Origin of the sequence: Streptomyces albus subsp. albus, from assembly GCF_000725885.1 — a bacterium.
Taxonomy (GTDB): Bacteria; Actinomycetota; Actinomycetes; order Streptomycetales; family Streptomycetaceae; genus Streptomyces; species Streptomyces albus.
In genome coordinates, this window is sequence record NZ_JODR01000017.1 from 171,518 (window position 1) to 198,508 (window position 26,991).

The window sequence follows — 26,991 nt, forward strand, 5'->3', positions numbered from 1 at the left end:
ACAAATCCGCAAATTCAGCGACGCGTCAGTTGCTGAACTGGCCGAAGAAGTCCCCTATCTGACTGAAAACGTCCTTCGTGGACTGCCAGAAACTCTTGCCCTCGGCCCACCACTCCGGCACCGGCGTGAAGTTCCACACCAGAACCGCCGCCACGACCAGTATGACGATCATGAACAGGCAGCCCTTGAGACAGCCGAGCCCCGGAATCCGCATCGGGTTCGCGCTGCGCTGCCGCGGCTCACGGCTCGGCCGCGGCTCACGCGGCGGCCTCGGCTCACGCTGCGGACGCGGCTCCCTGCGCCGCGGCGGCTCCGGCTCGTAACGCTGCGGAGGCTGCTGCGGCGCGCGGCGCTGCGGGGCCGGGGCCCCGTACTGCTGCGGCTGCCCCGCATAGCCCTGCGGGCCGTACCCCTGCTGCCCGTACCCCTGCTGGCCATAGCCTTGCTGACCGTACGGAGCCGGAGCGCCCGGTGGCGGGCCCTGCGGAGGCTGCTGCGGGGCCGGACGGCGCTGCGGACGGCGCCGCAGCGGGTCCATGCTCGGGTCCAGCGGCTGGAACTGCGTCTGCTCGTTGCGGTCCCGCGCCGCCCGCAACTGGTTCTCCCACGGATGCGGGCCGTCCTGCTGCGGCGGACCGCCCTGCTGCCCGGCGGGGCCGCCCGGAACCGGCGGCATCACCTGGGTCGGGTCCGCGTTGCCGCCCTGCGTACCGCCCGGGCCGCCCGTCTGCGGCATGACGTTCGTCTGGGCCGCCGGGTCGTACTGCGGCGGACCGCCCTGCGGGCCGCCCGTCTGCGGGAGCACGTTCGTCTGCGCCGACGGGTCGTACTGCGCACCCTGCGCCGCGCCGCTGTGCGGGAGCACCTGCGTCGGCTCGGCGTCGCCGGCACCCGCGCCCGGCGCCCCGCCGCCCGTGTCCGGGACCGGCGCCGGTGTCGGGTCCGGCGCCAGCAGCGCGCCCACGCCCAGCGCGGCACTCGCCGCCTGCGGGGTGGCCCCCGCCCCGATACCGTCCGCGACCGTCCGCAGACCCCGCGCCAGGTTCTCCGCGCTCGGCCGCTCCTGCGGCTCCTTGCGCAGGCACCGCTCGATGACCGTCCACAACGGGTCCGGCACGTTCCCCGGCCGCTCCGGCTCCTGCGCCAGGTGCTGGTGCAGCACCGCCAGCGCGCTGTCGCCGCTGAACGGCGGGTAGCCCGCCACCAGCTCGTACAGCATGATGCCCGCGCCGTAGATGTCCACCGCGGACGTCTGCGGTCGGCCCTCGGCGGACTCCGGCGCCACGTACGCGGGCGTGCCGACGAACTCCTGCGTACGCGTCAGCCCCGGCGAGTCCGCCAGGCGCGCGATACCGAAGTCCGTGAGCATCGGACGCATCCCGTTCTCGTCCTCCGTGAGCAGGACGTTCGCGGGCTTCAGGTCCCGGTGGACGATGCCGTCCGCGTGGCTGGCCGCCAGCGCGTCGGCCACCTGGGCCGTCACCAGACAGGCGGCGACCGGCGAGAACGGGCCGTTCTCCCGCAGATAGCGGTGCAGATCCGGCCCCTCGATCAGGTCCATCACCAGCGCCAGGAGATCGCCCTCGACCACCAGGTCGCGGGTCCTGACGATGTTGTGGTGCGTCAGCCGCAGCAGCACGGAGCGCTCCCGCAGGAAACGCATCACCACGTCGGGATCGCTCGCCAGCTCCTCCTTGAGGACCTTGATGGCGACCGTCTCGCCGGGCTGCCCGGCGACCGCCGCCTCCGAGCCCGCCGTCTCACGCTGGCGGGCCCGCCAGACGGTGCCCGTGGCGCCGCGCCCCAGCGGCTCTTCGAGCAGGTACTTGCTGCCTACCGGCCGCACGTCATGCGCTCCCTGGTCTCGTACTGCTGTCCCGCCCACCATAGTGCCGCCGCGCAAGGCACCCCCGAGCCCGCGCGGGCCCCGCGGGGCCCGTGCAAGAGGCCGGTGAACGGCTCCCCCGGTAGACGCACGCCACATGGCGATGGTTGCGGCGGCGGCGACACAACGACAAGATCATTCCGCACACAAGATCACCAACGTGGCCAGGACGGACCCCGTTGTCGGCCCCGGGTGCGAGTATGCCTGCAACACAACGAAAAGTGCGCCTCCGCACATCCCGCCGACCGCCGACGGACTGCGGACCGCGGGGCCCGCGGCGCGGCCGGCCGTCGCGGCCCCGGCGTTCGCCCTCGATGGGGCGGTGGCCGGGAGGCCGTCGCGCGGGGGCCGTCCCTGCGCGGGCGGCCTGTGGGAGGCGGGCTGCGGGAGGGCCGGGCGGCGACTGGCCGGGCCCGGTCGGCAGCAGGCGTGCGAGGGACTACTGTTCGCTGCCCGTCGGCTGCGCACCGCGGGCGGTCCGTCCGGGGCGGGGCCGGACGGGTCGGGTCGGGCTGGTGGGCCCGGTGAGGCCGGTGGGCCCGGTGGGACGCGGGTGGAGTTGGCGGGCCTGGCGGGACGGGAGACCTGACGGGACCGGTGGATGCGACCGGATGTGGTGAGGCCGGCGGGATGGACGGGCGCGACCGGCGGGGCGGGCGGTTCACGGCGGCCGTCGCACCGGGCGCGGGCGCGGAGAGGTGACGGAGTCGGCGGGTCGGCAGCAGGTGGTGCGCCGGCCCGGCAGGGCGGAGATGAGGTGGTCCCGCAGGGCGGAGGTGAGGTGGCCCGGCGGGGGTCGGAGGTGGTTCCGTCGAGGGGTGGCGGGATGGAGCGTCCGCAGGTCGCCGGGCGCATCGCGGTGGTAGGACGGACACGCGCCGGCCGCCCCGCGGAACGGGCCGCACGCGAGGGATGAGGCGGCTGAGAGGGACGCGGGGGGTGTTGTGGGCGGGGCGGGGGATGGTCCACGGACTGGAGTGGGCAGACTGCGGACGGGCCGCAGACGTGATGCGGACGGGACCTGGAGGGCAGATGCAGATCCGGCTGACTGTCGCCCTGGCGCCGCGCGGCGCACGCAGCGCGGCGGACCCGGGAGAGGGTGGCGGTACGGGCACGGCCCCGTCCTACCCGGTCACTTATACGAACGTGCTGGTCACGGCGCCTGCCGGGACGGTGCTCTCGGCGGTCACGGGCGCACTGGCGACCTCCGCCGCCGCAGCGCTGGCCGCCACCCCCGGCGCCCCGGGCGGCCCCGCGAACACCGGCCGGCAGGCCCGTGCGGGCGGTGAGGACGGCCCGCAGGAATCCGTGACCGTCTACGCCGGCACCCGCCGGCTCGACCCGCACCGGCAGATCATCGGCGAGCCGCCCCTGCTGGACGGCGCCCTCGTCTCGCTGCACGCGCCCGTCGCCCCCGCCGCACTGCCCGCACACGGGGCGGCCGTGACGGCGCTCACCGCGTACGGCTCGGCCAGGGCGCGGCTGCACGTGGTCGCCGGACCCGACGCGGGCGGCATCCACCTCCTCCAGGGCGGCAAGGTCCTGCTGGGGCGCTCGGCGGAGGCGGACGTCCCCTTGGACGACCCGGACGTCTCCCGGCTGCACTGCGCGGTGACCGTCACCGACGGCGGCGCGGTCACCGTCACGGACCTGGACTCCACCAACGGCACCACCCTCGACGGCGCCCCCGTCGGCGGGCGGCCCGTTCTCTTCCGGCCCGGCGCCACGCTCCGGCTCGGGGAGACCGCCCTCCGGCTCGAAGCGGCCGGACCGGCGGGCGCCACGGGCGGGGCCGCACAGCACGCCCCGCCGACGCCCCCGCTGGCACTGCCCACCACGCCGGACGGCGAGGGCCGGCTGCGTCTGTCCCGCGACGCGGGAGCCGCCGGTCCGTCGTCCCCCGTCGGCTCCGTTCCCGGTGCGGGCGCTGTCCCGAGTGCCCCCGTAGCGGGGCCGGGGCACGAGATCCGGCAGATCGGCGGCGGCGTACCCCAGGCCGCGCCCGGCGACGCCGCCGGGGCACACGCGTACGCGTCCGGCGGGCCCTTCCCGGACAGCGCCGGCACCCACGCCTCCGGGATCGTGCCGCCTCCGCCGCGTGACCCGCGGGAGACCGGGCCCCGCAAGGGGAAGGGGCTGGGGGCCTGGGCACGCCGGTTCGCCGGCGGCGGCCGGACCGAGCCGGAGGACGGACAGGGAAGCGGCCACGGGGACGGCCACGGAGCCGGGCCGGCCCTCGTCAGCGAACCGCCGTACGCCTCGGGCGGCGCGGCAGGGTCCGGCGGAGACGGTACGGCGGCCGGTGCCGGGCTGCCGGACGGGCCGACGCGGTACGGCGCCGGCACCGCCGACGGGCTCGCCCACGGCGGGCACAGCCCCCTGCCGGGCGGCGCCCCCGCACCCAGGCTGGCGCCGCACGAATGGGCCGCCCGCTGGCCCGACCCGGCGGCCGTCCTGCTGAGCGCCCTCGGGCCGGGCCCCCGGCTGTGGGAGCGCGGGCCCGCCCATCCGGACGCGCTCACCGTACGGCTCGGCACCACGTGGCGGAGCGACGGTCAGGGCGAGCCGGTCACCGTCGATCTGCGCCGGGCGGGTTCGCTGGGCCTCGCCGGTCCCCGCGCCCGGCTGACGGGGCTGGCCCGCGCCGTGGTGGCGCAGCTGACCGCGCTGCACGGGCCCAGCGCCCTGGAAGTCGTGCTGCTCGCCGCCGACCGCTCCCGCGACGTGGCCGAGCGCCAGCAGGACTGGTCCTGGCTCGGCTGGCTCCCCCACCTCCGCCCCACCCACGGCCAGGACTGCGGCCTGCTGACCGCCTACGACCGCGACCAGGCCGCGGCGCGCGTCGCCGAACTCGTCCGCCGCCTCGACGCGCAGGAGACCGCACCCACGACCCCCGTGGCCCCGCCGGCACCACCGGCGTCGGTGGCGTCCGGGGCGGCCACCGATGCGTACGGCGCGCCGGCCGGCTCACACGGCGCGGGAGCGACCGGTGTTCTCCCGTACGGCGCGGGCGGCGCCCCTGCCATCCCCGGCACGCCTGGCGCGGAGGCCGCGCACTCACCGTCGGGCCCGTACGCACCATCGGGCTCGCATGCACCGTCCGTCGCGCAATCACCGTCCGGCGCCCGGCCCGGCGAAGGCACGCCGGGAGTTCCGGGGGCCGCGGGCGGGCCGACGGGTCCGACCGGTCCTGGTGCCGGGCCGGTGCACGGCGTGCCCGCCGGGGCGGGCGGCGCCGGTTCCCGGCCCGCCGGGCGGCTGGTCCAGGGGGCCGTGGTCGTCGTCGTGGACGGGGACCCCGGGTCCGCCGCCCTGCGGGCGGACGTGGCACGGCTGGCACGGGAAGGGGCGCGCGCGGGCATCCATCTGGTCTGCCTCGCCGAGACGCCGTCGGCCAGTCCGACCTCGCCGGTCGCCGCGACGGTCGAGGCCGCCGACGACGCCTGCCCGGCCTTCCCCGAGTGCGGGACGGTCGCGTTGCTGAGCGGTGACGTGGCCACGGCCGTACAAGTACTGCACCGGACCGCGGCGCCGGGTGCGGGCGGCGGTTACAACCCCGCCGCGCCGGTCGCGACCGCCGACGGCGTCTCCGCGGCCTGGGCCGAGCGCTTCGCGCGTGCGCTCGCCCCGCTCCGGGAGCCGGACGGCGCCGCCGAGCGCGCCGGTATCGCCCGCCCCACGGTGACGCTGCCCGACCAGTGCCGGCTGCTCGACGAGCTGGGTCTCGCCAGGGCCACCCCCGCCGCGCTGCTCGCCCGCTGGTCGGCGCAGCTCGCCGCACCCGCGGGCCGGGCCCCGCTGGTGTTCGGTGCCGGACCGCACGGACCCCTGGAGGCCGATCTGTCCGATGTGGCGCCGCGGACGGCGGAGGACGGGTCCGCCCCGGTGCCCGGGCACGCGCTGATCAGCGGCGGGCCCGGGGCCGGCAAGACGGAGCTGCTGCGTTCGCTGGCGGCCTCCCTCGCCGCCGGGGAACGCCCGGACCGGCTGGCGCTCGTCCTGATCGACGGTGCCGGTGCCGGCGCCGGTGAGGGGCTGCGGCCCTGTGTGGAGCTGCCCCATGTGACCGAACACCTGGTGGCGGGCGACCCGGTGCGGATGCGGCAGTTCGCCCAGGCGCTCAGTGCCGAGGTGAAGCGGCGCGCGGAGCTGATCGGGGACGAGCTGGGTTACGAGGAGTACGTACGGCTGTCGGCCCGCCCCGGCGGCCGGGTGGTGGCGCCGCGTCAGGCTCCGGAGCACGCCCGGGGCCGGAGCGAGGCGGGTCACCCGGGCGAGAGCGGGGTGCAGCTGCCCGCGCAGCCGTCCGCCGCCTCGGTGCCGGACGAGCGGGCCGCGATCCCGGCGGGCCGGGCACCGCAGCGGGCGGCCCGCACCGACGCCGCGGCCGGCGGCCGGGGCCCCGGCGACGGGACCTACGGCGACGGCACTTACGGAGGCGGCGCCACCGCACCGGGCGGCGGGCGCAGCCGCACCGACGGCTCCGGCGCATCAGGTGACCGCACACCAGGCGACCGCATGCCAAGTGACCGCACATCAGGCGACCGCACGTCCGCCGACCGCGCACCCGGCGTCGGCGGCCGTGCTCCGGGTGGTGCCCGGGGCCGGGCCGAGGCCGCGTGGCACCAGCCCGGGAGCGGCCGGGGGCCGGACGACGGCACCCGTGGTGCGAGCGCCGTCAGCCGGGGGCCGGACGACGGCGGGGCGGGCCGTGCGGGGCATGCCGCCGGTGGCCGGCCCGACCACGTCCGGGGCCGTGCGGCGGGCAGCGGCGGGCCGGGGGACGGCTCATGGGACGCGGCACGGGGTGCGTGGGGTCCGGACGAGGGCGACCGTGCGGGCGCCGACCGCGCCGTCCGCGGCCCGGCAGCGCAAGTCCCCCGCAACCCGGCGGGTGACGCGCGGACGGCCGGCGGCGGCGCCCGCGGTACGGGTGCGGTGCCGGCACAGGGCGCCGGGGATGGCCGTCCCGCAGCGGAACGGCCCGGCGCGGAACGGGGCCCGGGGCAGGCCGAGCGGGGCGGCCGGGGCACCGCGCACCCGGCCGGCGTCGAACCGGACCGTACGCAGCGGACGTTGCGGCTGCGGCAGCGGGACGGCGAGCGCTCCGGCGGACCCCAGGAGGCGTCGGCGATCCCGTCACCGCTCGGACCGGACGGGGTGCCGCCCCGGCTGGTGGTGCTGGTGGACGACTTCGACACGCTGGTGGACCCCGCGCTGGGCAACCCCGGCCGTCCGGCGGCCGGTTCGGTCGTCCGGGCGCTGGAGACCGTCGCCCGGTCGGGCGCCCGGCTGGGGGTGCACGTCGTCGCGGCGACCGGGCGTGCCGACCGTACGGCGGGCACCCTGCTGGCGCGGACGGCGGCGCTGCACGCCGAACTGACGGGCGGCGAAGGCGGCGAGGGCGGTACACCACCCGGCCGGGGCACGCTGTCGCCGGGCGGGGGCGGGCCGGCCGTGCCGTTCCAGGCGGGCCGGGTCACCGGCCGTATCCCTCGCACGGCGACGGTGCGCCCGACCGTCGTGCCGCTGGAGTGGACACGGGCCGGGGACCCGCCCGCGCGCCGGCAGGTGCGGGAGCTGGGGAACGGTCCGACGGATCTGGCCCTGCTCGCCAGCGCGATGGAACGGGCCGCGCAGCAGGCCGCCCGCTCCCGCTGAGTCGCGCCCCGGGCACCTGCCGCGCACACCCGACGCACGCCGCGCCTCCGCCCGCGTACGGGCGGGGGCGCGGCGTGCGTCGGGTGGCGCTGTCGTGGTGGGCTCGTGCGCGGCTCCGGGCGGCGCCCGGGCCGGACGGGCGAGGGGGCGCGAGCCCCGTCAACGGTGGCCCAACTGGCCCAGTCGCCCCAGGAGTTCGCAGGCGGCGGCGCATCGGCGCGGGCCGTCAGATCACGGAGTGATCAAGATACTTGAGGCGGCACGAACAGTGTTGCCAGGGACGTGGCTCCGGGCGTACAAACATCCGCACAAGAAAGGTACGGCGCGCTGCCCGCACGGCCTGCCGTGCCTTGCTCGACTCCCGTCCCGCCGGCGCGGCGACGGGGGACTTCATGGGGGAAAGGGACGGCTTGAACCATGCGTATTCCGCGTGCTCCGCGCACGGCTCTCGCACTTGTCTCCGTCGCCGCCCTCACGCTCGCCGCTGCGGGCTGTGCCAAGGAGGACGAGGGAAGCGAGTGGGCGGCTTCGCACAAGCCGACCGTCGATCTCCCGAAACTCGACGGACAGAAGCTCCAGGTGGCGGCCGTGTGGACCGGCGCGGAGGAGGCCAACTTCCGCAAAGTCCTGGACGAGTTCGAAAAACGCACCGGCGCGAAGGTCGAGTTCGTGCCGACCGGCGACAACGTCGCCACGTACATCGGCTCCAAGATCGAGGGTGGTGCCCCGCCGGACGTGGCGATGCTGCCGCAGGTCGGCGTGTTGCGGCAGTTCGCGAAGAAGGGCTGGCTCAAGCCGCTGGGCAAGGAGGCCAGGGCCGAGTCGGCGAAGAACTTCAGCAAGGGCTGGCGTGACCTGGGCAGTTACGACGGCACGCAGTACGGCATCTACTTCAAGGCCGCCAACAAGTCCCTGATCTGGTACAACACCCAGGCGTTCGAGGACGCGGGGGTGGGCGAGGCGAAGGACTGGAAGTCCTTCGTGCGGGACGCGGAGACCCTCTCCGACTCGGGCGTGGACCCGGTCTCCGTCGGCGGCGCCGACGGCTGGGTGCTCACCGACTGGTTCGAGAACATCTACCTCTCCCAGGCGGGCCCCGAGAAGTACGACCAGCTCGCCGCGCACGAGATCAAGTGGACCGACCCGTCGGTCACCAAGGCGCTCAGGACGCTGGCGCAGCTGTGGGGCAAGAAGCACCTCCTTGCGGGCGGCAACAAGGGCGCGCTCCAGACGGACTTCCCCAAGTCGGTCACCCAGACGTACGGCGACCTGGCCTCGCCGGACGCCGCGCTCGTCTTCGAGGCGGACTTCGTCGGCGTCAATATCGAGGGCGACACCAAGGCCCGTATCGGCAAGGACGCGCAGGTCTACCCGTTCCCGAAGGTCGGCGCCCAGCCCCCGGTGGTGACGGCGGGCGACGCAGCCGCCGTGCTCAAGGACAGCAAGGGCGCGCAGGCCCTGGCCACGTTCCTGGCCTCCAAGGACGCGGCGGGCATCTGGGCCGCGGAAGGCGGTTTCATCTCCCCCAACAAGGAGCTGGACCTGTCCGCGTACCCCAACCAGCCGCAGCGTGAGATCGCCAAGGCGCTGATCGCGGCGGGTGACGACTTCCGCTTCGACATGTCCGACCAGGCCCCCGCGCAGTTCGGCGGCACCAAGGGCGAGGGCGAGTGGAAGGCCCTCCAGGACTTCCTGGCGAACCCGAAGGACATCGAGGGCACCCAGCAGGCGCTGGAGAAGGCCGCCGCCAAGGCGTACCGGAAGTAACCGCGCCCGATCGCCCCCGTCGCGGGCCCGTACGTGCCGCAGCGTGCGCCGTACGGCTGCCGCGACCCGCAGCCCACTGACGGAACAGGACAGGGGAGAGGACCGTCATGCCGACCCCGAGCAATCCCTCCAGCGGCGCGGCCGGAGGCATACCGGAGGAGCCCGGTGCGCCCCGGACCTCCGACGCCGCCGCGACACCCGACGCAGCCGTGACACCCGGCGCCCCGAAGAGCGAGCCGGGTGCCGCCTCCGCCGGGGGCGACGCCGCCCCGGGCGGGGAGTCCGCCGCCGACGGCGGTGCGTCCGAGGCCCCCGCGGCGCAGGCGGCGACCGCCGCCGCACCGACGAGCGCCACGGGCGCCGTACCGGAGTCCGCCACCGCGGAAGCCACGTCCCCGGAAGCAGCCGCCCCGGAAGCCGCCGACCCGAAGGCCACCGTGCCGGAGGCCGCCGTGCCGGCACCGGCGGCGAGCGCGGCGACAACGGCCGCGAAGGCGCCGGCCGCTGCGGCGGAGAGCGTCGCCGGCACGGCCTCCGCCACTGCCGCGCCGGAGGCCGACACACCCGCCGCGACCACGGCGGAACCGGCGGAACCGGCCGTGGTGGCGGCCTCCGCCACCAGCGAGACAGCCGCCTCCGAGGCGCCCGCCTCCGAAGCGCCCACCGCCGAGGCGCCCGCCTCCGAAGCACCCGGCGCCACAGGCCCGTCGGCCCCCAAGGCGTCCGGCACCACGGAGACCCCCGCCCCCAAGGCATCGGCCACCACGGAGGCACCCGCCACCCCGGCATCCGGCGCCACAGGACCGGCCGCCTCCAAGGCATCCGGCACCGCCAAGGCGCCCGCCCCCGGGGCGGCCGGGGCGGGGGGCGGGAAGAAGGGGCGGAGCATCGCCGCGATGCGCCGCCGGCCCTGGATCGCCGGGCTCTTCCTGCTGCCCGCGCTGCTGATCCTGGGTGCGCTCGTCGTCTACCCGATCGTGTACTCGCTCTACCGCAGCCTGATGAACGCCGACGGCTCCGGCTTCGTCGGCCTGGGCAACTTCAAGGAGGTCTTCACCGACGAGGGCACCCTCATCGCCTTCCGCAACAATCTCGTGTGGGTCGTCGTCGCACCGGCCGTGTGCACCGCGCTCGGCCTGATCTTCGCGGTGCTGACCGAACGGGTGCGCTGGGGCACGGCGTTCAAGCTGCTGGTCTTCATGCCGATGGCCATCTCCATGCTGGCGTCCGGCATCATCTTCCGCCTGGTCTACGAGCAGGACCCCGAGCGCGGTATGGCCAACGCCCTGTGGACGACCGTGCACGACACGTTCGCCGACACCGCGCCGTGGCCCGACGCGCGGCCCCGCACCGACGCGCCGCTGACCGTCACCGAGGGCGGCGCCTATCTGACCCGCGAGACCGTGGACGCCGCGAGCCCCGTCTCCCTCCCGCTGGTGGGCATCCCGCCGAAGGAGGCCGCCGGCGAGGCACTGGCGAAGAAGCCAGCGAAGGCCGCCGGCGGGAAGGTCACCGGCACCGTCTGGCTGGACTTCGTCAAGGGCGGGCGCAGCGAGCACAACGTGATCGACCAGCAGGAGAAGGCCCTCTCCGGGATCACGGTGGAGGCCGTCAAGGACGGCCGCAAGGTCGCCGAGGCCACCACCGCCGACGACGGCACCTTCACCCTCCCGGCCGCCGCCGACGGCGCCAAGCTGCGGCTGCCCGCCGCGAACTTCGCCCAGCCGTACAACGGCATCGACTGGCTGGGGCCCGCCCTGGTCACCCCGGCCATCATCGGCTCGTACGTGTGGATGTGGGCGGGCTTCGCGATGGTGCTGATCGCCGCCGGCCTGGCCGGTGTCCCCCGTGAGCTGCTGGAACAGGCCCGGGTGGACGGCTGCAACGAGTGGAAGGTCTTCCGCAAGGTCACCGTGCCGCTGCTGGCGCCGGTGCTGGGTGTCGTCACCGTCACCCTGATGATCAACGTGCTGAAGATCTTCGACCTCGTCTACGTCATCTCCCCCGGCGCCACCCAACGGGAGGCGAACGTGCTCGCCCTCCAGCTGTATCTGAAGTCCTTCGGCGGCAGCCCCGACCAGGGGGTCGGCAGCGCGATCGCGGTGATCCTGCTGCTGCTCGTCGTGCCGGTCATGATCCTCAACATCCGCCGTCTGCGCAGGGAGTCCCGCCGATGACCACGCTGACCGCCAAGGGCGCCGCCTCCGAACCGGCGGCCCCGGCGCAGGAAACCGCACAGCCGAAGACCCCGCTCGGCAGCCGGCTGGCCGCACTGACCGGACACTGGGCGGTGCGCTTCGCACTCGTCGTCATCGGGCTGTTCTGGCTGCTGCCGACGGCCGGTCTGCTCAGTTCCTCGCTGCGCGACCCGGCGGAGATCTCCATATCCGGCTGGTGGAACATCTTCGACCTCAACGGCAGCTTCCCCTGGATCCTCGACAGGGACCAGCTGACCTGGTCGAACTACGACGCGCTGTTCGCCAACGACCAGGTGATGGGGTCCTTGTGGACCACCGTGCTGATCACCGTGCCGGCCACCGTGCTCGTGGTGGTGATCGGCGCGCTCGCCGGCTACGCCTTCGCCTGGATGGACTTCCCCGGACGCGACTGGTGGTTCATGGTCGTCGTCGGACTGCTGGTGGTGCCCGTGCAGGTGGCGCTGGTGCCGGTCGCGAAGCTCTTCAACACCCTCGGCATCTTCGAGACGACGGCCGGTGTCGTCCTCTTCCACACGGCGTTCGGTCTGCCGTTCGCCATCTTCCTGCTGCGGAACTTCTTCGCGGAGATCCCCCGCGAACTGCTGGAGGCCGCACGGCTCGACGGTGCAGGTGAACTGCGGCTGTTCACCCGGGTGATCATGCCGCTGGGCGGGCCGGCCATCGCCTCGCTGGGCATCTTCCAGTTCCTGTGGGTGTGGAACGACATGCTCGTCGCGCTGATCTTCGCCGACTCCACCAATCCGCCGATCACCGTCGCCCTGCAGCAGCAGATGCGGCAGTTCGGCAACAACATCGACGTCCTGGCACCCGGCGCCTTCATCTCCATGCTGGTGCCGCTGGTGGTCTTCTTCGCCTTCCAGCGCCAGTTCGTCTCCGGCGTCATGGCCGGTGCCGTGAAGTGAACCGCGGCCCGGTGGCGGCCCCGTCCGGGGTGGCCACCGGGCCGGCTCCCGGCCTCTCCGTCCGCCCCCGTTCCGTACGTACCGCGTCCGGAACGGGGGCGGACGCGTGCGAGAACACCAGCGTCCGGGTCCCCCAGAACCGCACCGCCGTGCCCAGCAGCAGCCCGACCCCCGCCCCCGACACCACGTCGGCGAGGACCGAGGTCAGGCCCAGCACATGGCGGGAGAAGGCCAGACAGCCCAGCTGGACGGCCCCGCCTGCGGCGTTGACCAGCGTGAAGACGGCGAACCGCCGCCAGGCGCCCGCCGGGCGGCGCCCCCGCGCCCGGTAGGGGCCGAGAGCGTTGCCCACGTAGGCGACCGTCACCCCGGCGACGAACGAGCAGGCCTTCGCCGCCATCGCGTCCCAGCCGGCGGGGCCGCGCAGCAGCAGGAACCCGCCCAGGTCGGCGGCGCAGGCCAGCGCGCCGACCGACGCGAAACCGACCACCTCCGCCCACAGGGCCCTCCACCGCTCCTCCCCCGCCCGCCGGTGCCGGCCGCGGGGGCTCACGGTGCGGTGAGGGAGAGGGTGTAGAGGACGCACCAGCAGACCGCGGTGACGGCCAGGGGGCGGTCGCGCAGCACGACGTCCTCCGGCGAGCCGGCCGCGCCCCGGTCCACGAACACGGCGTACCGCAGCACGGCCAGGATCAGCGGCACCATCGACAACTGCCGCCACAGGGAGCCGGGCCCGGCGCCGTCGGTGCCCAGCGCCCAAAGGCAGTAGGCGAGGACGGCGACACCCGCGGCGAGCTGCCACACGAAGCGGAGGTAGCCGACCGAGTAGTCCCGCAGCAGGGCCCGGGTACCGCCCTCCCCCTCCCCCATGAGGACCGCCTCGGAGTAGCGCTTGCCCGCCACCATGAACAGGGCGCCGAACCCGGCGGTGATCAGGAACCAGCGGGAGAGGGGGATGCCGAGCGCGAGACCGCCCGCCATGGCCCGCATCACGAACCCGGCGGTCACCACGGCCAGATCGACGACGAGGACCCGCTTGAGCAGCAGGCAGTAGGCGATCTGCATGACGACGTAGCCGGCCAGCACCGCGGCGGTAGCGGCGTTGCACAGCAGGGCGCCCAGGGCGGTCGCCGTCAGGGCGAGGAGCGCGCCGAGCCCGTAGGCGAGGGGAACGGGGACGGTGCCGGCCGCGACGGGGCGGCGGCACTTGTCGGGGTGGGCGCGGTCGGCTTCCACGTCGCGGGCGTCGTTGAGCAGGTAGACGGCGGACGCGGCCGTGGTGAACAGCACGAAGACGAGGGCGAGTCGCAGTGCGGTGCCCGCCGAGCCGAGCTGTCCGGCGGCGGCGGGAGCGGCGACCACGAGCAGGTTCTTGGTCCACTGCCGGGGCCGCACGGTGCGCAGCAGCCCGCCGGCGAGGGTGCCGCCGATGCCGCCGCCCTCACGGGTGGCGGGCTCGCGGACGGCCGCTTCACGCATGGCCGGCTCGCGGACGGCCGACCCGCGAGTGGCCGCTTCACGGGTGGCCGGCTCGCGGGTGGCCGGACCACCGGTCGCGGGCTCGTGGGGGGCGGGGGCGGAAGGGTCCCGCCGGGGTGTTCCGGTCAGGGTGAAGCGTTCACTCATCTCAGGGTCCCCGTTCGGTGCCGAGCCGTACGGTCAGCGCGCCCAGGGCGGCTCCCGCCACCACGTCGGACGGGTAGTGGACGCCGGCGACCAGCCGTGAGACGCACATGAGGGCGGCCAGTACGCCCAGCGGGACGGCCAGCGGGATGCCCGGCCCGGTGCCGGTGCGGCCCCGGTGGCTCAGGGTGCCGAGGGCGAGCGCGGCGGCTCCCGCCGAGGCGGCGTGCGAGCTGGGGAAGGAGTGCCGGCCGGCGGTGCGCACGAGCGGGGCACGGCCGGCCAATTCGGGGCGCGGGCGGCGCACGACCCGTTTGAGCCCCATGCTGGCCAGGTGCGCGGTGGCGACCAGTGCCGTGCCCCGCAGCCAGCGGTCGCGCTGGGCGCGGTCGGTGGCGGCGCCGGCGAGTCCGGCGGCGAGCCAGACGGCGGCATGTTCGCCGCACCAGGACAGGGTGCGGGCCGCGCCGGCCACCCGGGCGTCGGCCGCGCAGCCGGTCAGGGCGGACAGCAGCCGCCGCTCCCACCGGTCCCATCGTCGTGCCGTCGCCGTTGTCGCTGCCACGCCGTGACTGTCCCGCGCGCGCACGGTCGGTCCGGTGACCATACGATCCGACACTCGGTCTTTCACTCTTTCAGCACACGGACGGCGCAGCCTCCCGGCCCGGCAGGTGTGCGGCGCCTACCGTCTCGTCCATGTCTGCGTCGTCCGCTTCGTCTGTTTCATCCGCTCCGTACGTCCGGCGGAAGGGGACGGTGGGGCCCGCCCGGCCCGCACCCTGCGGCCCGCCCGCCACCGGTGCGCTGCCGCATCCGGCGGGCCCGCGGCTGCTGACCGGCTGGGGCCGTACCGCGCCGACCGGGGCCCGCGTGCTGCGGCCCCGCACCCGGGACGAGGCCGTGGCGGCGCTGCGCTCCTGCGGGGCGCGGGGCGGTATCGCGCGCGGGCTGGGCCGGTCGTACGGGGACGCCGCCCAGAACGCGGGCGGCACCGTGCTGGACACCACCGCGCTGGACCGGGTGCTGGCCCTCGACGCGGTGACCGGCACGGTGACCTGCGAGGCGGGGGTGAGCCTGCACCGGCTGATGACGGTGCTGCTGCCGCTGGGCTGGTTCGTGCCCGTCACCCCCGGGACCCGCTATGTGACGGTCGGCGGGGCGATCGGGGCGGACATCCACGGCAAGAACCACCACATCTCGGGCTCCTTCACCCGCCATGTGCGCTCCATGGATCTGCTGACGGCCGACGGGCAGGTGCGAACCCTGACGCCGGGCAGCGAGCTGTTCGACGCGACGTGCGGCGGCATGGGCCTGACCGGGCTGGTGCTGAGCGCCACGTTCGACCTGCTGCCGGTGGAGACATCCGTGATGAGCGTCGACACCGAACGGCTGCCCGACCTGGACACGCTGCTGGCCACCCTGACCGCCACCGACCACCGGTACCGCTACTCGGTGGCGTGGATCGACCTGCTGGCGCGCGGCACGGCCGCCGGCCGCGCCGTCCTCACCCGGGGCGACCACGCGCCCCTGTCCGCGCTGGAGGGCGCCTCCGGACGGCTGGCGCGCGCGGCGCGGCGCGAGCCGCTGGCGTTCCGGCCCGGACGGCTGCCGCCCCCGCCGCGCACCGTCCCCGACGGGCTGCTGCGGGCCGGCACGGTCGGCGCCTTCAACAAGTTCTGGTACCACAAGGCGCCGCTCCGCCGCCGCGGCGAACTCCAGCGGCTGGCCTCCTTCTTCCACCCGCTGGACGGGCTGCCGCACTGGAACCGGATCTACGGCGGCACCGGTTTCGTGCAGTGGCAGTGCGTCGTCCCGCACGAGGCCGACGACGCGCTGCGCCGCGTGGTGCGGCTGCTGTCGCGCCGCTCGTGCCCGTCCTTCCTCGCCGTCCTCAAACGCTTCGGCGCCGCAGGACCCGGCTGGCTGTCCTTCCCCACCGAGGGCTGGACGCTGGCGCTGGACATCCCCGCCGGGCTGCCCGGCCTGGACGGCTTCCTCGACCGGCTGGACGAGGAGATCGCCGCGGCCGGCGGGCGGCTCTACCTGGCCAAGGACGCACGGATGCGGCCGGAGCTGCTGACGGCGATGTACCCGCGCCTGGACGACTTCCGGGCGCTGCGCGCCGAGGTGGACCCGCGCGGCCTGTTCACCTCCGACCTGGCCCGCCGCCTCGCCCTCTAGCCCGCACCCACCCTTGAGGAGCACCCGTGAAGGACGCCTTCGGATCCCCGCAGTCGCTGCTCGTACTGGGCGGCACCTCTGACATCGCACTGGCCACCGTCCGCCGCTTCCTGGCGCGGCGCACCCGCACGGTGTGGCTGGCCGGGCGGCCCGGTCCACGGCTGGACGAGGCGGCTGCGACCCTCCGCAGGGAGGCGACGGCGCACGGCGCGCAGGTGACGGTCCGCACGGTGGCGTTCGACGCGCTGGCCTGCGAGTCGCACGAGGAGGTGCTGGGGAAGGTCTTCGCCGAGGGTGACATCGACGTGGTGCTGCTCGCCTTCGGGGTGCTGGGCGACCAGCGGGCCGACGAGCAGGACCCGACGGCCGCCGTCCGCGTCGTACGGACCAACTACGTCGGCGCCGTCTCGGCCGGACTGGTGTGCGCACGGGCACTGCGCACCCAGGGACACGGATCGCTGGTGGTGCTCTCCTCGGTGGCGGGCGTACGGGCCCGCCGCGCCAATTTCCTCTACGGCTCCAGCAAGGCGGGCCTGGACGCCTTCGCACAGGGACTGTCCGACGCGCTGCACGGCACGGGCGCGCACGTCCTGGTGGTGCGGCCCGGGTTCGTGCACACCCGGATGACCGCGGGGCTGCCGGCCGCGCCGCTGGCCACCACGCCGGGCGCGGTGGCGGACGCCGTCGTCCAGGGGGTACGGCGCCGGGCGGGCACGGTATGGGTACCCGGCGCCCTGGGCCCCCTGATGAGCCTGCTCCGCCTGCTGCCCCGCCCACTGTTCCGCCGCCTGCCGGGGTGAGGGCCACGCGGCGTGCGGCCCTTTCCCCTTCTTACGTGCCCACGTGGTCGCGGACAGAATGCTCGGCATGTCCCCAGAACTCGCACCCGAGGTAATGGCCTTCTACGCGTCCACGGTGGACGAAAGCCGGCGTCTGTCCTCTTCGGCGGACGGGCGGCTGGAAATGCTGCGCACTCAGGAACTGCTGCGTCGCCACCTGCCACCGGCCCCGGCACGCGTCCTCGACATCGGCGGGGGCCCCGGTGCCCATGCGCGGTGGCTCGTCAAGGACGGTTACGCGGTTCATCTCGTGGACCCGGTACCCAGGCATGTCAAGGCCGCGAGTCACATCGCGACCAGTGCCGAGATCGGTGACGCACGGGATCTCCAGGAGCCCGACGCCGCCTACGACGTGGTCCTCATGCTGGGCCCGCTCTACCACCTGATCGAACGGAAGGACCGGGAGCGGGCACTCGCCGAGGCGTACCGGGTCGTTCGCCCCGGCGGACTGCTGGCTGCCGCCGGCATCAACCGGTATGCCTCACTGTTCGAACACACCGCGTTCGCCCACCTCCACAAGGACGGCGTGCGGAAGAGCATCGAGAACATCCTGGCCGGTCGCGTCCACGACGGGAAGGAGAGCTTCACAGCGGCGTACTTCCACAGTGGTGGCGAACTGCGCGACGAGGTCGCCGGCGCCGGCTTCGAGGACGCCGAGGTGTTCGGGATCGAAGGTCCGACGTGGGCGATGCTCAAGGCGACCGAGCAGTACTCCGGGGAGTCGCTGGTCGGATCAGGGCTGTTCGAATCGGCTCTGGCAGCGGCACGAATGGCCGAACCCTACCCGGAGCTGCTGGCCGCCAGTTCGCACCTGCTCGCCGTCGGCCGCCGCCCCCTGTGACCACCACGGTCTGTGGTCCCCGGCCATGTGGGGACCGTTCCCTCGCCGGGCTGTCCGTGCGGAGGGCCGTGGGAGCACCCCCGCGCGCCGGGGTGGGCGTCTGTCGACCTCGTATGCGCGTGCGGCCCCGCCCGTCCGGAAGAGCGACAGGGCCCAAGAGCCTGACCAGGGTGGCGGCTGTGCGGGGGTCGCTTCGAGATGTGACGACGCGCTGACTGTGGGATAAATCGGAGTGTTCCCGTCCATTGCGCGGGAGCAGCCGTCCCCGCCGTCCCAGTCGTCACGTCCACCCGGGGAAGCAGCCGTGCCTCGATTCAGTGTGATCGTCCCCGTCCACCAGGTGCAGGCGTATCTGCGCGAATGCCTCGACTCCGTGCTCGGCCAGTGCTTCGGCGACTTCGAGCTGATAGCCGTCGACGACTGCTCCCCCGACGCGTGCGGTCAGATCCTCGACGCCTACGCCGCCGCCGACCCCCGCGTGACCGTCATCCATCTGGCGCAGAACGGCGGTCTCGGCCCGGCCCGCAACACCGGCACCGCGCGGGCCCGCGGCGACTACGTGCTCTACCTCGACGGCGACGACGTGATGGTCCCCGGCGCCCTGCGCGCCGTCGCCGACCGGCTGGCGGCCACCGGCGAGCCCGACGTGCTGCTGTTCGACCACGCGCCCTGGTACTGGGACCGGGAACCCGTCGCCGCCCACCCCGACGTGCTGGCGCCCGGCGCGCACCCCGAGGTCTTCACCCTCGCCGACCGGCCCGAGCTGCTGCGCCTGCCGGCCTTCGCCTGGACCAAGGCGTACCGCCGCGACTTCCTGACCCGCGAGGGGTTCGCCTTCCCGCCGGGCTGGTACGAGGACACCCCCTGGACGTTCCCCGTGCTGCTGACCGCCCGCACCCTCGCCACCCTCGGCCGGGTGTGCGTCCACTACCGGCAGCGGCGCGGCGGCAGCATCCTGTCGAGCACCAGCCGCGCCCACTTCGACGTGTTCGCACAGTACGACCGCCTCTTCGCGTTCCTCGAAGACCGCCCCGCCCTCGCCCGCTGGCGGCCCGCGCTGCACCGGCGGATGACCGACCACTTCGCCGTCATCCACAGCAGCCCCGGCAGGCTCCCGCGCGGCGACCGCGCCGCGTTCCTGCGGCAGGCCCGCGCACACTGCCGCCGGCACCGGCCCGCACCGGGCAGCGCCCGGCAGCCGCTGGGCGCCCGCACCCGGCTGCGGCATCTGCTGGTGCGGCGCGGCGCCCACCGCACGTTCCGGCTGCTGTGGCAGGCCGACCGGGCCCGTACCGCCGTCGCCGCCCGGCTGCGCGTGCTGCGCCCCCGGGCGCGGGCCGCCCTGCTCCAGGCCCACTACGCCCTCCAGCGCCGCCGCCGGCTGGATGAGAACCTGGCGGTCTTCTCCGCGTACTGGAACCGCGGTTACTCCTGCAATCCGGCCGCGATCGAGGCGAAGGTCCGGGAGCTGGCGCCGCATGTGCGCACCGCGTGGGTGTGCGAGCCGCGGTACGCGCACACCGTGCCGCCCGGGGTGCGGCACCTGCGGCCCGGCTCGGCCGCCCACTGGACGGCGCTGGCCCGCGCCCGCTTCCTCGTCAGCAACGTCAACCTCCACCACCGGTACGTCAAACGCCCCGGCCAAATCCTTCTCCAGACGCACCACGGCACCCCGCTCAAGCACATGGGCCTGGATCTGGCGCCGTATCCGGCCGCCGCGGCCGGGATGGACTTCGGCCGGCTGCTGCGGCACGCCGACCGCTGGGACTACAGCCTCTCCGCCAACCCGCACTCGACCCTCGTGTGGGAGCGCGCCTACCCGTCGTCGTACACGACGCTGGAGTTCGGGTATCCGCGCACCGACGTCTTCCAGACGGCGACCGCCGCCGACGTGGCCCGCGCCCGCGCCCGGCTGGGCATCCCCGAAGGGGCCGTCGCCGTGCTGTACGCGCCCACCCACCGCGACCACCGGCCAGGGCGCCGGCCCCCGCTGGACGTGGCCCGGCTGGCGGCCGGGCTCGGCCCCGGCTTCGTCGTCCTGGTCCGCGCCCACTACTTCCACGACGGGGACCGGCCGCCCTGTCTGCCGCCGGGTGTCGTCGATGTGACGCACCACCCGTCGGTGGAGGAGCTGTGCCTCGCCTCCGACGTGCTGGTCACCGACTACTCGTCCCTGATGTTCGACTACGCCGGACTCGACCGGCCCCTCGTCGTCCACGCACCCGACTGGGACGCCTACCGGGACGCCCGCGGCGCCTACTTCGACATCACCGCGCCGGCGCCCGGCCCCGTCACCCGCGACGACGACGAACTCCTCCACGTGCTGGCCACCGGCGCCCACACCACCGAGGAGGCCCGACGCCGGCGTGCCGCCTTCCGGGAGCGGTTCTGCCCCTGGGACGACGGGCACGCCGCCGAACGCGTCGTACGGGCCGTCTTCCTCGGTGAGACGCCCGCCGCCGCCCCGCGCACCGGGCTGGCCGTCCCCGCGGCGGACCCGCCCGTGGTGCCGCTCGCCGAACGGCGGCCCGCGCCCGCGCCGGGCGCCGCCCCCGCCCCGCCCTCCCCCGCCACCCCTGCCCCCCTCGCAGCGAAGGACTGGTGGTCATGCCCCGCTTCAGCGTCGTCATACCGGTGTTCAACGTCCAGGGATACCTGCGCGAGTGCCTCGACTCGGTGCTCGGGCAGTCCTTCACCGACCTGGAGGTCATAGCCGTCGACGACCGCTCCCCCGACCACAGCGGCGCCATCCTCGACGAGTACGCGGCCCGCGATCCGCGCCTGACGGTCCTGCACCTGCGGGAGAACGGCGGTCTGGGGCCGGCCCGCAACGCGGGGGTGCGGCACGCCCGCGGCGACTACCTGCTCTTCCTCGACAGCGACGACCGGTATCTGCCCGGCGCCCTGGCCGCCGTCCACCGGCAGCTGACCGCCTGCGGCGAGCCCGACCTGCTCGTCTTCGACCACCAGCGGTCCTGGTGGGACGGCCGCACCGAGCCCAGCTCCTACGGGGCCCGCCTCGCCGCCACCGGAACCCAGACCAGTTCGGTGGCCGACCGGCCCGAGTTGCTGCACCTCTTCCACGTCGCCTGGAACAAGGCGTACCGCCGCGCCTTCTACCTGCGTGAAGGGCTCGGTTTCCGGCCCGGTCTCTACGAGGACGCGCCCCTCTCGCACGAGGCCATGGTGTGCGCCGGGAGCATCGGCTGCCTGCCGAGGATCTGCGTCGACTACCGGCAGCGGCACCAAGGGGCCATCACCCGCTCCCCCGGGCGCCGGCACTTCGACATCTTCCCCCAGTACGACTCGCTGTTCGCGTTCCTGGACCGGCGGCCCGAACTCGCCGGCCACCGGCCCCTGCTGTTCGAACGGATGGCCGCGCATCTGGTCTTCTGCCTGCGGCGGCCCGAACGTGTCCGCCGCGCCGACCGGCGGGCCTACTTCCGGCAGGCTGCCGCGCACTACCGCAGGCACCGGCCGCCCGGCTTCGCCCCGCCGCCCGGATCCGGCCGCGATCTGGCGCTGCTGGCGCGCGGCAACTACCCGCTGTTCGCCGCCCGCGAGACGGTCCGCCGCGCCGGCGGCCTGGGCCGGCGCGGCGTGCGGGCGGCCCGGCGGCGGCTGTCCGCGGGCGGCAACCGGCTCTACTACGCGCTGCAACGGCGGCTGCCGCTCCAGCCGGACCTGGCCGTCTACGCCGCGTACTGGTACCGCGCGCCCGCCTGCAACCCGCAGGCCGTCGAGGCCGCCGCCCGCAGGCTGGCCCCCCATGTGAGGAGCGTGTGGATCGTGCGGCCCGAGGCCGTGGCCGCCCTGCCGCCCGGAACCGACCACGTGCTGCCCGGCACCCGCCGCTACTGGAAGGTCCTCGCCCGCGGCACCTACTTCGTCAACAACGTCAACTTCCCCGACCACCTGGTGAAGCGGCGCGGACAGGTCCACGTGATGACCCACCACGGCACCCCGCTCAAGACGATGGGCCTCGACCAGCGGCCCTACCCCGCCGCGCGGATGGACTTCGACGCGCTGCTGCGCCGCGCCTCCCGCTGGGACTACAGCGTCACCTCCAACCCGCACTCCGCCGAGGTCTGGCACCGGGCCTTCCCCTGCGGCTACCGGGACCTGCCCGCCGGCTACCCGCGCAACGACCGGTACGCCACCGCCGGGCCCGAGCAGATCGCGGGCATCCGCGAACGGCTGGGCATACCCGAGGGCCGCACCGTCCTGCTGTACGCGCCCACGGCCCGCGACTACCGCGAGGGCTACCTGCCCGACCTGGACCTGGAGGCGTTCAGCAGCCGCCTCGGCGACCAGTACGTGGTGCTGGTGCGCACCCACTACTTCTACGGCCGCCACGAGTGGCTGCGGGAGCTGCACGAGCGGGGGCTGGTGCGGGACGTGTCCCGTCACCCCTCCACCGAGGATCTGTGCCTGGCGGCGGACGCGCTCATCACCGACTACTCGTCCCTGATGTTCGACTACGCCTGTCTGGACCGGCCGCTGGTCGTCCACGCGCCCGACTGGGACAGCTACCGCGACGCCCGCGGCACCTATTTCGACCTGCTGTCCGGGCGCCCCGGCGAGACACCCGGACCGGTCACCCGCACCGTGGACGAGCTGGTCGCCGTCTTTTGCGACGGCACCTGGCGGGACGACCGCTCCCGCGCGCTGCGGGCCGCCTTCCGGGAACGGTTCTGCCCCTGGGACGACGGGCACGCCGCCGAACGCGTCGTACGGGCCGTCTTCCTCGGTGAGACGCCCGCTCTCCCTCCCGTCCCCCGGCGTACCGCGCCCCTGCTGCGGGCCTCGGCCATGCTGCCGGACCCGCACCGCGCCCTCGGCACACCGCTGCGGCAGCCCACGGACGGCGGCTGAGGCACCGGGGCGGGGCCCGGGGCGCGCGCCGCGAGGGCGTACGCCCCGGGCCGGGCGCGGTGCGGGAGTGCGCTCGGGCGCGGGGTGCCGGGGGCGCCCGGACGCGCGGTTCACGCAGACGGTTCAGACGCGCGGTTCACGCTCGCGGCCCAGGCGTGCGTTCACGCATGTACTCCGGGCGTGCGGTCTCACGCGTCGGCCGCGGTCGCCGGGAAGGAGAAGCGGCGCAGCAGGCGTGCGCGTCTGGTGGCCGGCGCGGGGCGGGCCGTGCGCTGCGGATCGGCGGCGATCTCCGCGCACAGCCCGGCGTCGTCGCCGCGCCGGGCGAGTTCGAGGGTGCGCCGCCGCCGGGTGTCGAGCCGTTCGACGACGCCGTCGCCGTACGTCCCCACGAGCCGGGCCGCACCGTTGCAGACCCGCTGCCGCACCGGCGCCGGCAGCCGCGGGTAGGCGCCGTCGAACAGCTGGAAGAGCTCGACGTGGAAGTGGCGCCGGTGGAAGGCGTCCCGCACCGGCCCGGCCGGCAGGCACCGGCAGGTGGCCTCGAAGAGCCGCTCGACGCAGCGCAGCCGGGTCTCGGCGCCGGTGCGGAAGGTGATGTTGCTGCCGTCGGCCCGCCGTACGGCGAAGTAGTGCGGCTGGTCCGCGAGGACGGAGATCCGCTGCGCCCGCACGCACGCCTCCAGCACGAACGGCTGGTCGCTGAAGGCGGGCATCGACTCGTCGTAGCGCAGCCCGTGCTCCTCGATGAGGGAGCGCCGGAAGAGTTTGGTGTTGGACAGCGCCCAGGGCAGTCCGTCGCCGACGAGCCGGATGAGGGGCGCGGTGCGGGAGAACACCCCGGTGGGCACGGTCCGTTCGCCGATGGGCACCATCTTGCACAGCAGCACGTCGGAGCGGCAGTTGTCGGCCATGGTCACCATCTGCTCCAGCGCCCGGGGCGCGAGGTGGTCGTCGGCGCCGAGGAAGAAGACGTACCGTCCGCGGGCGGCCTCCAGCGCCCGGTTGCTGGGCGCGGCGGGCCCGCCGGAGTGGGCCTGCCGCACGGTGGTGAACAGTCCGGGGTGGCGGCGGGCGAAGCGGGCGATCTCCCGGCTGCTGCCGTCGGTGGAGCCGTCGTCCACGACGACGGCCTCCATCCGCCGCTGCCCGATGCTCTGCTCGACCAGCGAGGTCAGACAGCGGGTGAGGTAGGGCATGGTGTTGTGGACGGCGACGACGACGCTGACGTCCGGCTCGCCGCCGCCGGGTCCGCCCGCCGGGTTCACCGCCCGGCCCCGTCGCCGACCACCACCCGCCGCACGCCCGCCCACAGCGCCGGGTCGGTGATGCGCCGGCCGTCCACCAGGACCCGGACGGTGGGCAGCTGGTCGGCGCACAGCCTGCGGTAGGCGTCGTGGTCGGCCTGGACGACGGCGGCGGTGACGGGCTGCCCGGTGTGCGGGCGCAGCCCCATGTCGGCGAGTTCGCCGGGCTCGTACAGCGGGTCGGTGACGTAGGGGCGGGCACCCCGGGCCCGCAGCGCCTCCACGGTGGGGAAGACCCCGGAGAACGCGGTCTCCTTCACCCCGCCCCGGTAGGCGGCGCCCAGCACCAGCACCTCGGCGCCGTCGAGGTCGCCGTAGGCGTCGGCGAGCAGGTCGACGACGTGCGCGGGCATGGCCTCGTTGGTCTCGCGGGCGGCGCGCACCAGCTCGGCGCCCGGGTCGTTCCACAGGTACATGCGCGGGTAGACGGGGATGCAGTGGCCGCCGACCGCGATGCCGGGCCGGTGCAGATGGCTGTATGGCTGGGTGTTGCACGCCTCGATGACGGCCTCGATGTCGATGCCGCTGCGGTCGGCGAACCGGGCGAAGCGGTTGGCCAGCGCGATGTTGACGTCCCGGTAGGTGGTCTCGGCCAGCTTGGCCAGCTCCGCGGCCTCGGCCGTGCCCAGGTCCCACACCCCGTTGGGCCGGGGCAGGTCCGATCGGGCGTCGAAGTCGAGCACCGCCTCGTAGAAGCGCACCCCGTCCTTGGCGGAGGCCGGCCCGATGCCGCCGACCAGCTTCGGGTAGCGGCGCAGGTCGGTGAAGACCCGTCCGGTGAAGACCCGTTCGGGGGAGAAGACGAGGGAGAAGTCCCGTTCGGGCAGCAGCCGTGAGCCTTCCTGGAGCATCGGTGCGAAGCGGTCGCGGGTGGTGCCGACGGGCAGCGTCGTCTCGTAGCTGACGAGGGCGCCGGGGCGCAGTCCGGCGGCGACGGCGCGGGTGGCCGCGTCCATGGCCCGGAAGTCGGGGGTGCCGCGGTCGTCGACGAACAGCGGGACGACCACCACCACCGCCTCGGCCCCGGCCACGGCCTCGGTGGTGTCCGTGGTGGCCGTCAGCCTGCCCGCGGACACGACTTCGGCCAGCCGCTCGGCGAGCTGCTCCTCACCGGGGAACGGCGTCGTCGCGGCGTTCACCTCGGCCACCACGCGCGGGTCGGTGTCGGCGCCCGTCACCTGGTGTCCCTTGGCCGCGAACTGGACGGCCAGCGGCAGTCCGATCTTCCCGAGCGCCACCACACAGATCCGCATTGCCGTCTCCTTCTGGGTCGTGCCGCTCCTGCGGCGCGTGGTGAGGGGCTGCGTCCAGCAGCCGGGTGTAGATCCGGTCGAGGGTGCGGGCCTGCGCCTCCCACGTCCACCGCCGCAGGAGCCCGGGACGCCCCGGGGCCGCGCGGTAGCGGTGCGGGTCGGCCAGCACGGTGCGGACCGCGCGCACGTAGTCGTCGGTGTCCTGGGCGCGGAAGACCTCCCCCAGGCCGGTCTCCAGCGTGGTGGCGGCCATCGTCTCCACGTCGCTGACCACCAGCGGCAGCCCGGCGTGCGCGTACTCGAAGAACTTGGTGATCAGCGCGATCTCGTGGTTGGGCCAGTGGTGCAGCGGGATCGCCCCGGCGTCCGCCTCGGCCAGGAAGGGAACCACCTGGTCGTAGGGCACGTACGGCAGGATGTGCAGCCGGTCGGCGACGCCCAGTTCGGCGGCCCGCGCCCGCAGTTCTGCCGGGTACCGGGCGGCGGGCTTGGGCACCACGAGCGCGGTGTGCACGCCGGGCAGCCCCGGCAGCGCCTCGACCATGGTGGCCAGTCCGCGCTGCGGTGCGGCGGCGCCGCTGTAGACGACGAGCGGGGTGGCCGCGTCGATGCCGCAGCGGGCGCGCAGTCCCGGCCCCTCGATGCGCGCCCCGGATCCGGTGGTGTGTGCCTCGGGCGCGTTGAGGACGACGGCCGGGTCGGCGGCCAGGCCGTGGGTGCGGCGCAGCAGGGCGGCGAGGGTGTCGGAGACGGTGACGGCGGCGTCCGCGTACGGCACGTACTCCCGTTCGTGGGCGAGGTGCGCGGGCAGCCAGCGGGGGTCGTTCTCCCAGGGGCGGACGCCGGGCAGGTACTCGTGGGCGTCCCACACCAGCCGTACGGTGCGCCCCTCGGCCGCCGCGCGGATCTTCGCGCGGGCGCCGACGCCCAGCATCCGGAAGTCGTGGGCGTGGATGAGGTCGGGGGCGAGCGCGTCCACGACCCGGCCGTAGGCCAGTTCGAAGTCGTAGAGGCCGGGCCACAGTCTGCGCCAGCACCTGTCTCCCAGCAGCCGCTGCCAGAGGGCGACGGCCACCCAGTCGGCGAGGGTTCCGGCGGTGCGGCGCCGCAGCGCGTGGTCGAGGTGGCGTTTGCGCAGGCCCGCCCAGTGCACGGCGAACCGGGCGGCGGCACGGGGCAGGGCCAGCCGCGCCCGGTCGCGCACCCGGTCGCGGGGCGGTGCCGCGGGCCCTCCTCGCGGGTGTCCCGCGAGGAGGGCGGCACGGCGGGTGCGCAGCTCGTCGCGGCGGGCCTTGGCACGCTGGAGGCGGTAGGCCGCGGTGCCGGGTCGGAGGGCGAGGAACGGGCGGCGGGTGCGGCGCGGCGGGTCGGCCAGCGGGGTGGGGACGGGCAGCAACCGCACCTGCGCGCCGCCGATCCGCCAGGTCGCGGGCCGCCCGTCGGGGGAGCGTCCCAGCAGGACGACGTCCCATCCGGCCGCGGCGGCCGAGCGTGCGGTCTTCTGCACCCGGGAGTCGCCGGTGACCCCGTTGCACACCAGCATGACGACGCGTCCGCGCCGCCCCGCGGTGGGCGCCTCCGCTGTGCCGCTGCCGAGCTCCACGGGTGTCCCTTTCCGTCGTACCGAGGTGTCGTGTT

The 26,991-nt window shown here is 75.0% G+C and carries 16 protein-coding genes; 9 read left to right on the top strand and 7 right to left on the bottom strand.

Features of this window, described 5'->3' with window-relative positions; all coding sequences use genetic code 11:
* Positions 1–25: 25 nt before the first annotated feature.
* Positions 26–1,846, bottom strand: a complete 1,821-nt coding sequence (locus IO40_RS0120695; protein WP_031175894.1) for a serine/threonine-protein kinase — start codon at positions 1,844–1,846, stop codon at positions 26–28.
* 1,071 nt (positions 1,847–2,917) lie between these two features.
* On the opposite strand from IO40_RS0120695, the gene IO40_RS0120705 reads away from it, so the two are divergent.
* The 4 genes from IO40_RS0120705 (at position 2,918) to IO40_RS0120725 (ending at position 12,434) form a co-directional block, all read left to right on the top strand.
* Positions 2,918–7,546, top strand: coding sequence for an FtsK/SpoIIIE domain-containing protein (locus IO40_RS0120705; RefSeq protein WP_051719311.1), 4,629 nt, complete (start codon positions 2,918–2,920; stop codon positions 7,544–7,546).
* A gap of 417 nt (positions 7,547–7,963) precedes the next feature.
* A complete protein-coding gene (locus tag IO40_RS0120710) occupies positions 7,964–9,313 on the top strand; it encodes an ABC transporter substrate-binding protein (RefSeq protein WP_016469268.1) in 1,350 nt (449 codons plus the stop codon).
* Positions 9,314–10,209: 896 nt separating this feature from the next.
* Complete coding sequence (locus tag IO40_RS0120720; RefSeq protein ID WP_033229804.1) at positions 10,210–11,490, top strand: carbohydrate ABC transporter permease; 1,281 nt, start codon at positions 10,210–10,212, stop codon at positions 11,488–11,490.
* Positions 11,487–12,434 carry a carbohydrate ABC transporter permease gene (locus tag IO40_RS0120725; protein WP_016469270.1) on the top strand — a complete coding sequence of 316 codons (948 nt, stop codon included), beginning with the start codon at positions 11,487–11,489 and terminating at the stop codon, positions 12,432–12,434. Before IO40_RS0120720 ends, IO40_RS0120725 begins: the two co-directional genes overlap by 4 nt.
* Here the strand turns inward: IO40_RS0120725 and IO40_RS33835 are convergent.
* The 3 genes from IO40_RS33835 to IO40_RS0120740 form a co-directional block, all read right to left on the bottom strand.
* Positions 12,412–12,987, bottom strand: a complete 576-nt coding sequence (locus tag IO40_RS33835) for a GtrA family protein (protein ID WP_016469271.1) — start codon at positions 12,985–12,987, stop codon at positions 12,412–12,414. The two genes, IO40_RS0120725 and IO40_RS33835, sit on opposite strands and share 23 nt — an antisense overlap.
* Positions 12,984–13,913, bottom strand: coding sequence for a decaprenyl-phosphate phosphoribosyltransferase (locus IO40_RS0120735; protein WP_041968959.1), 930 nt, complete (start codon positions 13,911–13,913; stop codon positions 12,984–12,986). The genes IO40_RS33835 and IO40_RS0120735 overlap by 4 nt, the downstream gene beginning before the upstream one ends.
* 148 nt (positions 13,914–14,061) lie before the next feature.
* A complete protein-coding gene (locus IO40_RS0120740; RefSeq protein ID WP_016469273.1) occupies positions 14,062–14,664 on the bottom strand; it encodes a phosphatase PAP2 family protein in 603 nt (200 codons plus the stop codon).
* An 89-nt stretch (positions 14,665–14,753) separates the two neighbouring features.
* On the opposite strand from IO40_RS0120740, the gene dprE1 reads away from it, so the two are divergent.
* The 5 genes from dprE1 (at position 14,754) to IO40_RS0120765 (ending at position 22,793) form a co-directional block, all read left to right on the top strand.
* Positions 14,754–16,238 (top strand): decaprenylphosphoryl-beta-D-ribose oxidase, encoded by a 1,485-nt coding sequence (dprE1, locus tag IO40_RS0120745; protein WP_078565672.1) that lies wholly within the window; start codon positions 14,754–14,756, stop codon positions 16,236–16,238.
* A gap of 26 nt (positions 16,239–16,264) precedes the next feature.
* A complete protein-coding gene (dprE2, locus tag IO40_RS0120750; protein WP_016469275.1) occupies positions 16,265–17,038 on the top strand; it encodes a decaprenylphospho-beta-D-erythro-pentofuranosid-2-ulose 2-reductase in 774 nt (257 codons plus the stop codon).
* 67 nt (positions 17,039–17,105) lie between these two features.
* The gene (locus tag IO40_RS0120755) at positions 17,106–17,918 is read left to right on the top strand and encodes a class I SAM-dependent methyltransferase (RefSeq protein WP_031175896.1); all 813 of its coding nucleotides are present in this window, start codon (positions 17,106–17,108) and stop codon (positions 17,916–17,918) included.
* Between the two features lie 304 nt (positions 17,919–18,222).
* Positions 18,223–20,631 (top strand): bifunctional glycosyltransferase/CDP-glycerol:glycerophosphate glycerophosphotransferase, encoded by a 2,409-nt coding sequence (locus tag IO40_RS0120760; RefSeq protein WP_033229783.1) that lies wholly within the window; start codon positions 18,223–18,225, stop codon positions 20,629–20,631.
* The gene (locus tag IO40_RS0120765) at positions 20,526–22,793 is read left to right on the top strand and encodes a bifunctional glycosyltransferase/CDP-glycerol:glycerophosphate glycerophosphotransferase (RefSeq protein ID WP_078659781.1); all 2,268 of its coding nucleotides are present in this window, start codon (positions 20,526–20,528) and stop codon (positions 22,791–22,793) included. The genes IO40_RS0120760 and IO40_RS0120765 overlap by 106 nt, the downstream gene beginning before the upstream one ends.
* Before the next feature lie 188 nt (positions 22,794–22,981).
* Here IO40_RS0120765 and IO40_RS0120770 read toward each other — a convergent pair whose 3' ends face one another.
* The 3 genes from IO40_RS0120770 to IO40_RS36050 are packed head-to-tail and all read right to left on the bottom strand — an operon-like array spanning position 22,982 to position 26,956.
* Entirely contained in the window at positions 22,982–24,061 is a 1,080-nt protein-coding gene (locus IO40_RS0120770; RefSeq protein ID WP_031175899.1) for a glycosyltransferase family 2 protein, read from the bottom strand.
* Positions 24,058–25,323 (bottom strand): nucleotide sugar dehydrogenase, encoded by a 1,266-nt coding sequence (locus IO40_RS0120775; RefSeq protein WP_234029797.1) that lies wholly within the window; start codon positions 25,321–25,323, stop codon positions 24,058–24,060. The genes IO40_RS0120770 and IO40_RS0120775 overlap by 4 nt, the downstream gene beginning before the upstream one ends.
* A complete protein-coding gene (locus tag IO40_RS36050) occupies positions 25,208–26,956 on the bottom strand; it encodes a glycosyltransferase family 4 protein (protein WP_016469280.1) in 1,749 nt (582 codons plus the stop codon). Before IO40_RS36050 ends, IO40_RS0120775 begins: the two co-directional genes overlap by 116 nt.
* Between the last annotated feature and the right edge of the window lie 35 nt (positions 26,957–26,991).

Excerpts from the sequence above, each read along its gene's own strand:
- IO40_RS0120740 (WP_016469273.1), bottom strand. The coding sequence starts at position 14,664 with ATGGTCACCGGACCGACCGTGCGCGCGCGGGACAGTCACGGCGTGGCA.
- IO40_RS0120725 (WP_016469270.1), top strand. The coding sequence starts at position 11,487 with ATGACCACGCTGACCGCCAAGGGCGCCGCCTCCGAACCGGCGGCCCCG.
- IO40_RS0120755 (WP_031175896.1), top strand. The coding sequence starts at position 17,106 with ATGTCCCCAGAACTCGCACCCGAGGTAATGGCCTTCTACGCGTCCACG.
- IO40_RS0120720 (WP_033229804.1), top strand. The coding sequence starts at position 10,210 with ATGCGCCGCCGGCCCTGGATCGCCGGGCTCTTCCTGCTGCCCGCGCTG.
- IO40_RS0120765 (WP_078659781.1), top strand. The coding sequence starts at position 20,526 with ATGCCCCGCTTCAGCGTCGTCATACCGGTGTTCAACGTCCAGGGATAC.
- IO40_RS0120710 (WP_016469268.1), top strand. The coding sequence starts at position 7,964 with ATGCGTATTCCGCGTGCTCCGCGCACGGCTCTCGCACTTGTCTCCGTC.
- IO40_RS0120735 (WP_041968959.1), bottom strand. The coding sequence starts at position 13,913 with ATGCGTGAAGCGGCCGTCCGCGAGCCCGCCACCCGTGAGGGCGGCGGC.
- dprE1 (WP_078565672.1), top strand. The coding sequence starts at position 14,754 with ATGTCTGCGTCGTCCGCTTCGTCTGTTTCATCCGCTCCGTACGTCCGG.
- IO40_RS0120705 (WP_051719311.1), top strand. The coding sequence starts at position 2,918 with ATGCAGATCCGGCTGACTGTCGCCCTGGCGCCGCGCGGCGCACGCAGC.